The sequence below is a fragment of the Ectopseudomonas chengduensis genome (genome assembly GCF_900102635.1).
Lineage (GTDB): Bacteria > Pseudomonadota > Gammaproteobacteria > Pseudomonadales > Pseudomonadaceae > Aquipseudomonas > Aquipseudomonas chengduensis.
Map to the genome: position 1 here is coordinate 52,309 of NZ_FMZQ01000005.1, position 13,793 is coordinate 66,101.

Consider the following 13,793-nt stretch of genomic DNA (forward strand, 5'->3'; position numbering starts at 1 on the left):
TCGTTGGCGCGCGCGGTGGGCCGGCACGGAATGAAAGGAGTAAGAAGCGACCGCAAACGCGGATGAAAAGGATTCTAAGTTGCGAGAGCTTGACGATCAAGGTTGCCGTGCGATCAGCCCGCTCTGCGTTGCGCGCGGCGGTAGTCGCCGGGTGTTTGCCCGAGCCAGCGCTTGAAGGCGCGCTGGAAGGCTTCGGCCGAGGCGAAGCCGAGCAGGTAGGCGATCTCGCCGAAGGCCAGTTCGGTATCGCGGATATAGGCCGTGGCCAGGTCGCGGCGAGTGTCGTTGAGGATGGTGCGAAACTGCGTGCCTTCCTCGGCCAGCTTGCGCCGCAGCGTCCAGCTCGGCAGGTGCAGGCTGCGCGCCACTTCCTGCAGATCCGGCTCGTGGCCGTGCAACAGTGGGCCGAGCAGTTGGATGACCCGTTCGCGCAGGCTGCGTGTGCAGGTCAGCTGTTCCAGTTCGCGTTCGCACAGCTCCAGCAGGTGCCACCAGGTGCCTGGGCAATGTTGAGGGTTGCGCAGGGCCAGGGTTTCGCTGTTCAGGCGCAGGCGATTGGCGCCAGCACTGAACTCGACGGGGCAGCCGAACAGCGCTTCGTAGCGTTCGCCGTAGTCCGGTGCAGGAAATTCGATCTCGACCTTTTCCGCGGTGATGGATCGGTCGACCACCTGCCTCAGGTTGGTCTGCCAGCCGGCCAGCACCGAGTCCACCACGAAACGGTTGTAGGCGTTGTAGGGGCTGATGGAATAGAAATGCAGCCAGGCGCCGCGCGCATCCTCGCTGAAGCCCGAACGGCCGCGATAGTTGGCGGCGTACAACGGCTCGAAGCGGGTCAGGGTGCGTGCCGCTTCGCGCAGATCAGGCGCCTGCGCGGCGCAGATGCCGGCCAGGCCAACCTGGCTGAGGCGGCTGTGACGGCCCATTTCCAGGCCCAGAGCGGGGTTGTCGCACAGGGCGATGGCGCTATGGCCAAGGCGCATGAAGCGCGGGATCGACAGGCGTGCGCGCGGCTCGCTGAGCCGTGCGGCATCTAGGCCAAATTGCTCGAGCAGGGGTTCGGGGCGCTGACCCTGTTCGCGCAATGCGTCGGCCAGCGCCTGGGTGAAGCCGACGGAGAGATCGCCGAGGCGAACGCGTGATGCTTTTATAGCCATAGATTGATCAGTTGCGCGCCGCGCTCGCTGGCGCCTCGTTCGCTGCGTCCGGCATCGAAGGCGAGCGCCTGGGACTGACCGCTACGCTCCCACAATCGGCCGCGCAGATGGACTTTCACTCCCGCACGAATGCCGTGAGCCTGCAGCTGTTCGGTGAAATCGGCGTCGTCCGTCAGGCCATCCAGGTCGCTGGGCATGGCCAGCAGCTCTACTGCCTCGCCATCGATTGCCTTCGCCTGGAACTGTTCGATAGTGCCGCCTAGCAGTACGCCAAGCCGGCCTGCCGGGGTCTCCAGCACCTGCAGGGCTTCCGGCGCTCTGGTGGCGAGTGCGCCGGCACTGAAGGCGTGGCGTTGCGGCTGGCCCTGCGGGTTACCGGCCTGATCGAATACCAGGCTGACGTTGTACAGCGGCCCACGACCGACTTCGAGGCGGCCCCGTTCCACGCGGGGCTCGGGCAGAACGATGGACCCTGCAACCAGGGTGATCTGGTAATCACGGGCCAGATCGCCAAACAGCTGCTGATAGTCGCGCGCCATGGCCTTGGCCTTGGTACGCAACATGGCGTCGTCCAGGCGCGCGTCGCTTCCAGCACTGAACAGTGCGCCGAGAAAATCCAGTGGATTGCTCGCCGCCATCCAGTGCATGGCCTGACGGCGCTCGGTGGCGCGATAGAGCTCTTCCTTCTCGCCGACGGCGAGCAGCCAGGTGCCGATATGTTCGGGCAGCACGACGACGGTGCGTTCGTTGAGCATGCCTTGGTCACGGGCGTGATCCAGGTAGGCGGCCAGCTTCAGGCGCAGTCGCGCGAGGCTCTGGTAGTCGGCGGCGAACAGTTCCGGCTGGATGCCCAGCAGGTTGCCGCGTGTGCCGGGCTCACCAATATCGAGCGCGACCTGGCTGCGCAGGTCGGACAGGTAATGGCTGCTGGGGCGCTGCGCGATCCAGTGGGCGTAGCTGCCAAGACCGGTCAGCAGTGCGAGCGCGAGCAGAAGGGTGATCAGTAGGCGCATTGGTTTTTTCAGTTTGGTTGCGGTGCAGGTTAGGTCGGTCGAGCCGTGCTGCCAACCTCTATTGCTAGTTTTGATCATTATCTTGTTAGTTTTGATCATTGAGCATGGCTGGCAGCCTATTTATCGTCTGGCTCCATAACCGACCGCGTGACCATGAGACCGCGGCAATCCGTGAACTGCACCGCGATGTGGAGAATTCCATGACTGCTCGTTACCCGCACCTGCTGGCCCCGCTCGACCTCGGCTTCACCACGCTGAGCAACCGTACGCTGATGGGCTCCATGCACACTGGCCTGGAAGAGAAGCCGGGCGGCTTCGAGCGCATGGCGGCCTATTTCGCCGAGCGCGCCCGTGGCGGCGTCGGCCTGATGGTCACCGGCGGCATCGGCCCGAACGAGGAGGGCGGCGTGTATTCCGGCGCTGCCAAGCTGAGCACGGTGGAAGAGGCCGAGAAGCACAAGATCGTCACCCAGGCCGTGCACGAGGCGGGCGGCAAGATCTGCATGCAGATCCTGCACGCCGGGCGTTATGCCTATAGCCCCAAGTCCGTGGCGCCGAGCGCCATCCAGGCACCGATCAACCCGTTCAAGCCGCGCGAGCTGGACGAAGAGGGCATCGAGAAGCAGATCGCCGACTTCGTCAATTGCGCGGCGCTGGCCCAGCAGGCCGGTTATGACGGTGTCGAGGTGATGGGCTCGGAAGGTTATTTCATCAACCAGTTCCTGGTCGCCCACACCAACCATCGTACCGACCGCTGGGGCGGCAGCTACGAGAACCGCATGCGCCTGCCGGTGGAGATCGTCCGCCGCGTGCGCGAGGCGGTCGGCCCGAACTTCATCATCATCTATCGCCTGTCGATGCTCGATCTGGTCGAGGGTGGCAGCACCTGGGACGAGATCGTGCTGCTGGCCAAGGCCATCGAGCAGGCCGGCGCCACCCTGATCAACACCGGTATCGGCTGGCACGAGGCGCGTATCCCGACCATCGCCACCAAGGTGCCGCGTGCGGCCTTCACCAAGGTCACCGCCAAGCTCAAGGGTGAGGTGTCGATTCCGCTGATCACCACCAACCGCATCAACACCCCGGAAGTCGCCGAGCAGGTGCTGGCCGAGGGCGATGCCGACATGGTGTCGATGGCGCGCCCGTTCCTTGCCGACCCAGACTTCGTCAACAAGGCCGCCGAAGGCCGTAGCGATGAGATCAACACCTGCATCGGTTGTAACCAGGCCTGCCTGGATCACACTTTCGGCGGCAAGCTGACCAGTTGCCTGGTCAACCCGCGCGCCTGCCATGAGACCGAGCTGAACTACATCCCCACCGCCGCGGTGAAGAAGATCGCCGTGGTCGGTGCCGGCCCGGCTGGGCTGGCGGCTTCTACCGTCGCCGCCGAGCGCGGCCATGCTGTGACCCTGTTCGACGCGGCTGGCGAGATCGGTGGCCAGTTCAACGTGGCCAAGCGCGTGCCGGGCAAGGAAGAGTTCTTCGAGACCCTGCGCTACTTCAAGCGCAAGCTGGAAACCACTGGCGTCGACGTACGCCTGAACACCCGCGTGTCGGTGGACGATCTGCTCAAGGGGGGCTTCGACGAAATCATCCTGGCCACCGGTATTGCCCCGCGCACCCCGGATATTCCGGGTATCGAGCATGCCAAGGTGATCAGCTACCTGGACGCGATTCTCGAGCGCAAGCCGGTCGGGCATAAGGTCGCTGTCATCGGTGCCGGCGGTATCGGTTTCGACGTGTCCGAATTCATCACGCACCAAGGCAAGGCCACCAGCCTCGACCGTGACGAGTTCTGGAAAGAGTGGGGCATCGACACGGCGCTGGAAGCCCGTGGTGGCGTGGCGGGTGTCAAGGCGCATCCGCACCCGGCGGCGCGTCAGGTATTCCTGCTGCAGCGTAAGAAGTCCAAGGTCGGCGATGGCCTGGGCAAGACCACCGGCTGGATTCACCGCACCGGCCTGAAGAACAAGAACGTGCAGATGCTCAACAGCGTCGAGTACGTGCAGATCGACGATGCCGGCCTGCATATCCGCATTGCTGGTGGCGAGCAGCAGGTGCTGCCAGTCGATACCGTGATCGTTTGCGCTGGCCAGGACCCGCTGCGTGAGCTGCAGGAAGGTCTGGAAAATGCCGGCCAGCGTGTGCACCTGGTCGGCGGTGCGGATGTCGCCGCCGAGCTTGACGCCAAGCGGGCGATCAACCAGGGCTCGCGCCTGGCGGCCGAACTCTGATCGAACCGACGCCCCGCCTTGTGCGGGGCGTCTGCTTAGTGGCTGAGAATAACAAGGAGACGCCCATGTCGCTCGATGCTCAACTCAACCCATCCGCCGCAGCCAGCCTGGCACGCTGGCACCAGTTCGTCGCCGCCAAGGACCTGAGTGCCTTGCCCGAGTTGCTGCACCCTCAGGCGGTGTTCCGTTCGCCCATGGCGCACACCCCTTATCCGGGCGCGCAGGTGGTCAATCTGATCCTCAATACCGTGCTCAAGGTGTTCGAAGATTTTGCCTATCACCGCGAACTGGCTACTGCCGATGGCCTCAGTGTGGTGCTGGAGTTTTCCGCGAAGGTTGGCGGGCGCGAGTTGAAGGGCATCGACATGATTCGCTTCGACGAGTCGGGACGAATCGTCGAGTTCGAGGTGATGGTGCGCCCGATGAGCGGACTGCAGGCGCTCGGCGCGGAAATGGCGCAGCGCCTGGCACCCTTTCTCGCAGCCGCCAAGGGCTGAGGGGCGCTCTACTTGAGAACGCCCACCTCACGATAGAAGCGCTCGGCGCCGGGGTGCAGCGGAATCGGCAGACCACTGGTCGCCCGTTCCAGTCTGATGTCCCTGGCGGCTGGATGCGCTTCGGCCAGTCGGTCGAGGTTCTCGAAGAGCAACTTGGTCATCTGATAGGCCACGGCGTCGGAAACGCTGGTCTGACTGACCAGAACGTTGGTGATGGTCGCCGTCGTCACGTCGTTGGCCTGGCCCTTGTAGGTGCCGGCAGGAATGGTGCCCGACTGATAGGCGCTGCTGCCGATACGTGACACCACCTGCTCTGGGATGGCGACGAAGGTGATCGGCACGCGTTCGGCCAGGTCGCGAATCGCCGCCATACCCAGGCCGGCCGACTGCAGGGTGGCGTCCAGTTGGCCTTTCTCGATCAGTTCGACCGATTCGGCGTAGGGCTTGAATTCGACGTGGCCCATATCCGCGTAGCTGAGACCCGCGGCCTTGAAAATGGCCCTGGCGTTGAGCTCGGTACCCGAGCGCGGCGCCCCGACGGAAATACGTTTGCCGCGCAGATCCTCCAGGCTGGTGATCCCCGATGCCTTGCTGGCAACGATCTGGATGTAGTTCGGGTAGATCCCGGCGATAGCGCGCAGGCGATCACGCGGGGCTCTGAAGCCAGCTTCTTCATCGCCTTTCCAGGCATCGGCAACGGAGTCGCCCAGGGCGAAGGCCAACTGGCCACGGGCGATCTGCAGCAGGTTGAGGTTCTCCACCGAGGCCTTGGTAGCCCGCACGCTGGTGGTCGAGTCTGCGATACGCTCGCTGTAAAGCTCGGACAGGCTCATGCCCAGCGGGTAATAAACGCCACTGGTACCGCCGGTAAGGATGTTGATCGAGGTTGGGTTGGCGTGAGCGTTGGGGCTACTGGCCAAAATCGCGGCAGCGGCGAGCAGGCCAAGGCGCTTGGCTAAGTACATGAGAATTCTCCGTTGTTGTTATTTTTAGCTAAGGACGCGGCAGTGCTGTGCAGGCAGTCTTCTGGCGCCGGGATAGGCACTCGCGAAGCGGATTGAACGATGAGGGGTTGGCAGTGAAGTGATGGCGGAACATGGCTGACCTCTTGTCTTTTTTATCAGTCCGGCCGCGCGACAGGCGCGCGAGCTTGTAAGAGCCAGAGCAGGTCACGTGCCAGGTTGTCGGACCACCGCTCTAGAGCGGATGAGCCCAATGGCACTGGCTGGAATAGGCAAAATTCCGCTTGTGAGGCATGGGTGAAAAGCAAGAATCCGCCGATCGAGTTGTGCTTGGCAGGCTGTTAACCATCCAGGCGGACCGGACCGCTGGCAGCTTTCGTACTTTCCGGTCTTGTCACATTTTTGCGCTAAGCGGTGGTCTATTCGGCCTGGCTCGCAGAGTGAGTGCCAACCCAGTCACATTGCTGTGGTCGGGTTTTCCCCTAGACTTGCCTCAGATATCAAGGACGATATCAGTACCGGAGTATGCGCTGCTCCGGCACGCGACTATGCGCGCGCGTATTCCCGGTTGGTCCAGAGGGTCCTCAATGAGCATGCAGAACAAGCCGCAGATGGTGGAAGCCGTGATGTTCTTCAGTGAACGCGGTATCTGCAAACAGATGATGTTCCCTGAGTTCGAAGCCTTGCTCGATGGTGTGGTGAACATGCCCGAGTTCGCCGACGAACAGATGCGCGCGGTATTCGTGGTGATCAACCCGCGGCTGCTGGTGAGGGCGGCGGTATTCTTCTTTCTGGATTTCGACGAGGACGGTCGCCCCGACAAGGGTTGGAACATTCCTCTGCAACATCTGGCAGAACGTGCCGGCCGTGGCCCGGACCTCGGCGCCGGGCCGATTCGTCTGGCTTGTCGCAGTCAGTGCCCGGTGTCCTGGCACCAGATGCACCTGTGGGACCCCAGCCTGGCGCCGGGGCAAAACGATCTGGTTTTGCTGCGCGATGCAGTCAAACGTAACCAGCTAGGGCTCCTGATCGAGGACGACAGTGCCCAGTCGGTGGTTGCCGAGCGTTTGCAGGTAGCTTCCGAAGACAAATGGTATGCGCCGGATCCGGCCAAGGAAGTGGCCGAGCAACTGGCGCAGAAGATGGATCATGAACATCGCGCCAAGACCGCGCAGCTGATTCAGCAGCAGCGCCTGCGCATCACCAGCCTGACCCAGCAGCATGAAGACGAACTGGCCAAGTTCAAACTGGCCAGCGAGGAGCAGAGCAAGAATCTGCAGGCGCAGATCCATGGGCTGCATCAGGCGCTGCGCCAGCAGGAGGAGCTCAACGCCAACCTCAAGGCGCAACTGGCCGCCCAGGCCGAAAGTTTCCAGAGCAGCCGTGAGGAAATGACTCAACAACTGCGTGCCCTCGAGCGTCATGGTCGTACCGAGGGCGATATCCTGCGTGCGCAGTACGATGGTGAAATGCGCGCCAAGGTCGCTGCGGCTGTGGCGGAGTACAAGGAACAGATCGCCATACGCGACGTCGAACTGGCCTATCGCAACGAGCTGGATGCCCAGTTGCAAGCGGAAATCGAACGCCTCAAGCGTGAGCGCGATGCATTCGCCAGTCAGGGCGGTGACCAGGTGCTCGATCGTCTGGCCAAGCTTGGCGTGGTATTCGTGGTGTACCATCCCGGCGCCGGGCACCTGACCATTCCCCTGCAGGATGTCGCCCGCTATCAGGACAATCCCATGGCCTACGCCGCTGGCAAATGCTTCGTTTCCGAAGATCAGTATCGGCACTGGTTGGCGCATTATCAGCAGCCCAGCTGCGACGCATCCTTGCCCAGTGGGGAGCGCTGCGCCATTCCCATCGATCGCGTCGATACGCCCAGCCGTTTCACCCTGGGTGATTCGAACTGCTGCGCGCGGCACAAGGCGAGCAGTCGTCTGCGCACCGTCAGCTGACCTTGCCAATACGGATTCCCACCTGGCGCCCGCGGGCGCCGCTACAACCTCTGCAACTGGACTGGCTCGAGGCCGCCGGCGTCGAGCTCGCCTGCTTGCGCCTGGATCTTGTCGACCCACTGCTGTCCGGCAACAAGTGGTTCAAGCTCGCGCCCTATCTTGAGCAGGCCGCTGCGGCTGGTGCGCAGGGGGTGATCAGCCTGGGGGGAGCGCACTCCAATCATTTGCATGCGCTGGCCGCTGCGGGCCGGCGTTTCGGTTTCGCCTGCGTCGGTCTGTTGCGTGGTGAAGCGCAGCAGACCCCGACCGTCGATGATCTGCAGCGCATGGGCATGGCGCTGCACTGGCTGGGTTACAGCGGCTACCGTGCGCGGCATCAGCCGGACTTCTGGGCGCCCTGGCTCGCCCGCTATCCGGGTTTCCAGGTGATCAGCGAGGGCGGTCTGGGCCTTCACGGCGCTAGTGGCTGCAGCTGTCTGGTGGCGATGGCCGAAGCGCAGTTGGCCGATATCGGCTGGCCTGATTTCGATGCCTGGTGGCTGGCTACGGGGACCGGCACCACCCTGGCCGGTGTGCTGCTGGGTGATGTTCGGCGCTGCGTGTTCGGCGCGCAGGCGGTACCGAGCGACCACGGCGTCGCCACTCAGGTCGCCAGGCTGCTGGACGAGGCCGGGGCGTCGGAGCGACGCTGCCAACTGATCGACGCCGCGCGCGGCGGTTTTGCCCGGCTCGACGAGCCACTGCGCCAGTTCATCCTGGAGACTGAGCAGGCCAGCGGTGTGCCGCTGGAGCCTGTGTATACCGGCAAGGCGCTTATGGCGCTGCGCGATTTCTGCAAGCGCGGTCATCTTGCGCGCGGCAGTCGGCTGATATTCATTCATACTGGCGGCTTGCAAGGGCGTCGGGTGTTGATGGGCGCCAGCGCCGACTACACTCAGGTCTGACCAGCGGAGCCTGGAAATCCTCATGAGCGAACCCCTTACCCCCGAACAACTGCGCAGCCTGACGCCGCTCAACGTGCTTTCCGAGCAGCAGTGGCGCGAGTTGCGTAGCCAGCTGGTGCCGCAGCCTCTGTTGGCCGGGCAACTGCTGTTTCGTCGGGGGGATCAGGCGCGCCTGACCTGCTATCTGCTGGCCGGCGAGTTGCAGCTGCAGGATGCCGAGGGCAGAACGCAGAGGGTGCAGGCTGGTAGCGAGATCAGCTGCCACCCGTTGTCGCCCGGCCTGCCGCGGTTACATGACGCCCGCGCCGTGAGCGATGTCAGCGTGCTGATGATCGACAGTGCCACGCTCGATCGCCTGCTGACCTGGCGCTTGGCGCATCAGGACCTGTTGCTGGCGCTGCAGCAGAGTGGCGCCGATGTCGAGTGGCTGGAGCGGCTGTTGGAAAACCCGTTGTTTGCCAAGGTGCCGCCGGCCAACGTGCAGAACATGCTCGCTCGCTTGCAGAAGATCGAGCTGGCGGCTGGCAGCCAGATTATCGAAGAGGGTGCCACTGGCGATTGCTGCTATTTCCTGGAAAGCGGCCGCGCCGAGGTGATTCGGGGCGCTGGTAGCGAGCACCAGGTGCTGGCGGAGCTGGAGGTTGGCGCTTGTTTCGGCGAGGAGGCCCTGCTTGCCGACCGGCCGCGAAATGCCACGGTGACCATGGTCGAGGCCGGCAGTGTGTTGCGTCTGGATCGTCAGGATTTCTTTGCCCTGCTCAAGGCGCCCGTGGTGGCCGAGGTGTCGCTGGGCGAGGGCGCCAGGTTGCTGACGCAGGGCGCGCAGTGGCTCGACGTACGCCTGCTGGAAGAGTACGAAAAGGCGCATGCGCCGCAAGCGCTGCATATGCCGCTGCAGCTGTTGCGTCTGAAGGCGCGCCTGCTGGAGCGATCACGCACCTACCTGTGCTACTGCGACAGTGGCAAACGCAGCAGCGGCGCGGTGTTTCTGCTCTCGCAGCTGGGTTACAGCGTTTACGCCTTGCGCGGTGGCCTGGACGCCTTGCCGGCGGTGCAACGCGATGCGCTGCTCTGTGAGAGCGGCGCAGGGTATCTGGCCCGTTCCGGTGGGCGTACCGAACGTAGCCGTTGATCGGCGCAGGCTCTGGGGCAAGCGTAGCCCGGATGAAATCCGGGGATTGCAGACGCATGCGTCCCGGATTGCATCCGGGCTACGAGTGCGTCGGCCACTGATCATTGACCAGAAAGATCCGCTCCACCTCCCGCCAATCCCCGGCGTGATCCTCCTCCAGTCGTACCAGCAGTTGCGCCTGAGCCTCCGGGCGCAACGTGCTCAGCCATTGCTGGAGCATTTCATCAGACCAGACCCCGTCGGCATTCACCAGAGCCGGCGCTAGCCAGGCCAGTCGCGGTAGCGGCTGCCAGTGCGCGCCTGGCTTCGTCGCGGCGAAGTCATTCCAGTCGCGCTGGTACAGCCAGCGCCCCCGGCAGTGTTCGGACGTGGCGCCGTGAGGCGCGGGGGAGTCGTCGGGCCAGGGATAGAACAGGTAGCCGCCGAGCCAGAAGGCGGATCGGGTTTCGCCCAGTTGCAGGTCGTTCAGCGCTCCCCGTGCCTCGCTGCGCGAAGACAGGGGTAACTGGTGCTGCGCGAGGTGGCTCAGTTTCAGATCGAGCCGATCATGACTGCCCGGGCCTAGCCAGTCAGCGGCGTCGCTGCCGTCCGTGCCGAGATAGAACTTCACTGCCAATTCAAGATGGTGTTCGCCTTCTGCGTCGCGCAGCAGCAGGTCCAGTTCGCCCAGGGTCTGACCGTTCTGGCGGATCGGCAGGTTGGCGGCGACGACCTCGACATCCGGTGCCGCATGCAGGGCGAACTGCCACAAGCGTTCGTAATAGAGGCCAAGGCGGCGCACCGGTTTCGCGGCCAACCAGGCATGCAGGGCACCGGCATCGTTGTCCTGCTGCACGAGCCAGTCAGCCAGCCGCTGCGGTTGCCGCGTCCAGCAACTGGCCTGTAGCGGATGACGCTGGACTTTCGGGGTCTCACCCAGCATGGGTGGCGAGAACAGCGCCCAGGCCAGGTCACGCACAGCCGGGGTACGCAAGCCCAGCAGCAGATCGTGCAGCGAGTCGGGAGCAGTCATCACCCGAGCATAGCGCAGTAACAGTGCTGGTTTGCTGCCGCCCAGGCCTTTGGCCGATAATCTCTCTTCGTTTCTTATCTGTCTGGCAGGAGTCCCATGGAGCAATTTCGCAATGTCGGCATCATCGGGCGCCTGGGCAGCACGCGGGTGCTGGAAACCGTGCGGCGACTCAAGCGCTTTCTGATCGACCGTCACCTGCATGTGATCCTCGAGGACACCATCGCCGACGTGCTGCCGGGACACGGCCTGCAAACCTCCTCGCGCAAGATGCTTGGCGAGGTCTGCGACCTGGTAATCGTCGTCGGTGGCGACGGCAGCATGCTTGGCGCCGCCCGCGCCCTGGCGCGGCACAAGGTGCCGGTGCTGGGGATCAACCGTGGCAGCCTGGGTTTTCTCACCGATATTCGCCCTGACGAGCTGGAGCTCAAGGTGGCGCAGGTGCTCGAAGGCCAGTACCTGACCGAGAATCGCTTCTTGCTCGAGGCTGAGGTGCGTCGTCAGGGCGAGGCCATCGGCCAGGGCGACGCGCTCAACGACGTGGTGCTGCACCCCGGCAAGTCGACGCGGATGATCGAGTTCGAGCTGTATATCGACGGTCAGTTCGTCTGCAGCCAGAAGGCCGACGGCCTCATCGTCGCCACGCCCACGGGTTCTACCGCCTATGCGCTGTCTGCTGGCGGGCCGATCATGCATCCCAAGCTCGATGCCATCGTCGTGGTGCCGATGTACCCGCATACGCTGTCCAGCCGGCCCATCGTGGTCGACGGCAATAGCGAGCTGAAGGTGGTGGTGTCGGCGGACATGACCATCTATCCGCAGGTGTCCTGCGACGGCCAGAACCACTTCACCTGTGCCCCGGGCGACACCCTGCACGTGGCCAAGAAGGCGCAGAAGCTGCGTCTGATCCACCCGCTGGATCACAACTACTATGAGGTCTGCCGCACCAAGCTTGGATGGGGCAGCCGCCTGGGAGGGCAGGACTGAATGTCCCTCGACCCCCATCGTGGCTATGACCTGATCGGTGATATCCACGGTTGTGCGCAAACCCTCGAACGCCTGCTCGAACGGCTGGGTTACAGCCGCCAGGGTGGCGTGTGGTGCCATCCGACGCGCATGGTGATCTTCCTCGGTGACCTGGTCGACCGCGGCCCGGGTATCCGCGAAACCCTGCATCTGGTGCATGACATGGTTCGCGCCGGCCAGGCGCTGTGCATCATGGGCAATCACGAGTTCAATGCCTTGGGTTGGAGCACGCCGGCGCCGCCGGGTAGTGGCCGTCAGTACGTGCGCGAACACAGCCCGCGCCACCAGCGCCTGATGCGCGAGACATTGGCGCAGTTCGAGGATCATCCGCAGGAATGGCGTGAGTTCCTGCGCTGGTTCTACGAGATGCCGCTGTTCATCGATGCCGGGCGCTTCCGCGTGGTGCACGCCTGCTGGGATGACGAGTTGATCACGCCGCTCAAGGCGCAATTCCCCGATGGCTGCATCGATGAACATTTCCTGCAGGCCTCGGCGGTGCCCGGCAGTTTCGCCAACATGGCGCTCGATCGCCTGTTGCGCGGGACCGACATGCGTCTGCCGCATGGTCTGACCCTGACCAGCGGCGACGGCTTCACCCGCTCGTACTTCCGCACCAAGTTCTGGGAGGAGGACCCGAAGACTTATGGCGATATCGTCTTCCAGCCCGATGCCTTGCCGGAGCTGGCGGCGCAGACGCCGTTGACCGAACTGCAGAAGGACGAGCTGCTCAGGTACGGCGCGCATGAGCCGCTGCTGTTCGTCGGTCACTACTGGCGGCGTGGCAAGCCGGCGCCGATCAGGCCCAACCTGGCCTGCCTGGATTACAGCGCGGTGGTCGGTGGCCGCCTGGTGGCTTATCGTCTGGATCAGGAAACACGTCTGGACGCGGGTAAATTCGTCTGGGTCGATGTCGACCCTCAGGAGGCGCCGCGATGACGGCTGTGGTTGTGTTGCGCTTGCCGCTGGATCGCGATTTGAGCGGTTTCATCGCTCTGCTGCAGCGTTTGCGTGTGCCGCACCGGGTATCGGAAGAGGGCGGCGAGCAGGTGCTCTGGGTGCCGGGGCAGGAGCTTGCAGAGCAGGTGCGCGAGCTCTATGCGCGTCATCCGCAGGGCGATGATGCCGGAGAGCTGCCGCCAAGCGTCGCCCCTGTGCGCGAGAGTTTCGCCACTCAGCTACGGAGCAGCCCGGTCACGGCGTTGATGTTGCTGACCACCTTCATCGTCTTTGCGGTGACCCTGGCGGGCGAGAACTTTTCCACCATTCGCTGGCTGAGTTTTGTCGATTTTCGCCTCGACGGTGAGCACATCTATCTGACCTATCTGGATGCCACCCTGGGCAGCGGTCAATGGTGGCGCCTGATCACGCCGATGCTGATCCACTTCGGTTGGTTGCACCTGGCGATGAACAGCCTGTGGTACTGGGAGCTGGGGCGGCGCATCGAATTTCGCCAGGGCGCCATCGGCCTGCTCGGGCTGACCCTGCTGTTCGGCCTGGCATCGAATTTCGCCCAATACTGGTGGGCCGGGCCGTCGTTGTTCGGCGGGCTGTCCGGCGTGCTTTATGGCTTGCTCGGGCATTGCTGGATCTACCAGCGCCTGGCACCGAACGCTGCCTATCGCCTGCCGTCTGGTGTGCTGGTGATGATGCTGGCCTGGCTGCTGATCTGCATGACCGGCATCTTCGAGTTGTTGCAGTTCGGCGCCATCGCCAATGCCGCGCATGTCGGCGGCTTGCTCACCGGCTGCCTGACCGGGCTGCTTGGCGGTATGCTGGCCCGACGTAGCGCTTGATTCGACTTTTTGACCTGTAGGGCGGGTGCAACCCGCCAGCTCGGCGTTTCGGCGGGTTTCACCCGCCCTAT

At 63.9% G+C, this 13,793-nt stretch carries 12 protein-coding genes; 8 read left to right on the forward strand and 4 right to left on the reverse strand.

Features of this window, described 5'->3' with window-relative positions; translation table 11 throughout:
* Nucleotides 1–113: 113 nt before the first annotated feature.
* The gene (locus BLS08_RS10040; RefSeq protein WP_017679043.1) at nt 114–1,157 is read right to left on the reverse strand and encodes an AraC family transcriptional regulator; all 1,044 of its coding nucleotides are present in this window, start codon (nt 1,155–1,157) and stop codon (nt 114–116) included.
* Complete coding sequence (locus BLS08_RS10045; protein ID WP_017679044.1) at nt 1,148–2,170, reverse strand: carbon-nitrogen hydrolase family protein; 1,023 nt, start codon at nt 2,168–2,170, stop codon at nt 1,148–1,150. The genes BLS08_RS10040 and BLS08_RS10045 overlap by 10 nt, the downstream gene beginning before the upstream one ends.
* Nucleotides 2,171–2,370: 200 nt before the next feature.
* On the opposite strand from BLS08_RS10045, the gene BLS08_RS10050 reads away from it, so the two are divergent.
* On the forward strand, nt 2,371–4,404 hold the full coding sequence (locus BLS08_RS10050) for an NADPH-dependent 2,4-dienoyl-CoA reductase (RefSeq protein ID WP_026088778.1): 2,034 nt from the start codon (nt 2,371–2,373) through the stop codon (nt 4,402–4,404).
* 65 nt (nt 4,405–4,469) lie between these two features.
* Nucleotides 4,470–4,901 (forward strand): nuclear transport factor 2 family protein, encoded by a 432-nt coding sequence (locus BLS08_RS10055; RefSeq protein WP_017679046.1) that lies wholly within the window; start codon nt 4,470–4,472, stop codon nt 4,899–4,901.
* Between the two features lie 8 nt (nt 4,902–4,909).
* Here BLS08_RS10055 and BLS08_RS10060 read toward each other — a convergent pair whose 3' ends face one another.
* On the reverse strand, nt 4,910–5,866 hold the full coding sequence (locus tag BLS08_RS10060) for a TAXI family TRAP transporter solute-binding subunit (RefSeq protein WP_017679047.1): 957 nt from the start codon (nt 5,864–5,866) through the stop codon (nt 4,910–4,912).
* Between the two features lie 584 nt (nt 5,867–6,450).
* Here BLS08_RS10060 and BLS08_RS10065 point away from each other — a divergent pair.
* Genes BLS08_RS10065 through BLS08_RS10075 form a run of 3 tightly spaced genes read left to right on the forward strand, consistent with a single transcriptional unit; the run spans nt 6,451 to nt 9,894 of the window.
* Nucleotides 6,451–7,818, forward strand: coding sequence for a hypothetical protein (locus BLS08_RS10065; RefSeq protein WP_017679048.1), 1,368 nt, complete (start codon nt 6,451–6,453; stop codon nt 7,816–7,818).
* 2 nt (nt 7,819–7,820) lie between these two features.
* Complete coding sequence (locus BLS08_RS10070; RefSeq protein ID WP_017679049.1) at nt 7,821–8,762, forward strand: 1-aminocyclopropane-1-carboxylate deaminase/D-cysteine desulfhydrase; 942 nt, start codon at nt 7,821–7,823, stop codon at nt 8,760–8,762.
* Nucleotides 8,763–8,784: 22 nt separating this feature from the next.
* Nucleotides 8,785–9,894, forward strand: a complete 1,110-nt coding sequence (locus BLS08_RS10075) for a cyclic nucleotide-binding domain-containing protein (RefSeq protein ID WP_017679050.1) — start codon at nt 8,785–8,787, stop codon at nt 9,892–9,894.
* 79 nt (nt 9,895–9,973) lie between these two features.
* On the opposite strand, the gene BLS08_RS10080 is transcribed toward BLS08_RS10075, so the two are convergent.
* The gene (locus BLS08_RS10080) at nt 9,974–10,906 is read right to left on the reverse strand and encodes a DUF1853 family protein (RefSeq protein WP_017679051.1); all 933 of its coding nucleotides are present in this window, start codon (nt 10,904–10,906) and stop codon (nt 9,974–9,976) included.
* 96 nt (nt 10,907–11,002) lie between these two features.
* Here BLS08_RS10080 and BLS08_RS10085 point away from each other — a divergent pair, with 96 nt between their 5' ends.
* Genes BLS08_RS10085 through BLS08_RS10095 form a run of 3 tightly spaced genes read left to right on the forward strand, consistent with a single transcriptional unit; the run spans nt 11,003 to nt 13,722 of the window.
* Nucleotides 11,003–11,890, forward strand: coding sequence for an NAD(+) kinase (locus tag BLS08_RS10085; protein WP_017679052.1), 888 nt, complete (start codon nt 11,003–11,005; stop codon nt 11,888–11,890).
* Nucleotides 11,891–12,865 (forward strand): metallophosphoesterase, encoded by a 975-nt coding sequence (locus BLS08_RS10090; protein WP_017679053.1) that lies wholly within the window; start codon nt 11,891–11,893, stop codon nt 12,863–12,865.
* Nucleotides 12,862–13,722, forward strand: a complete 861-nt coding sequence (locus BLS08_RS10095; RefSeq protein ID WP_090336457.1) for a rhomboid family intramembrane serine protease — start codon at nt 12,862–12,864, stop codon at nt 13,720–13,722. The genes BLS08_RS10090 and BLS08_RS10095 overlap by 4 nt, the downstream gene beginning before the upstream one ends.
* The last annotated feature ends 71 nt before the right edge of the window (nt 13,723–13,793 follow it).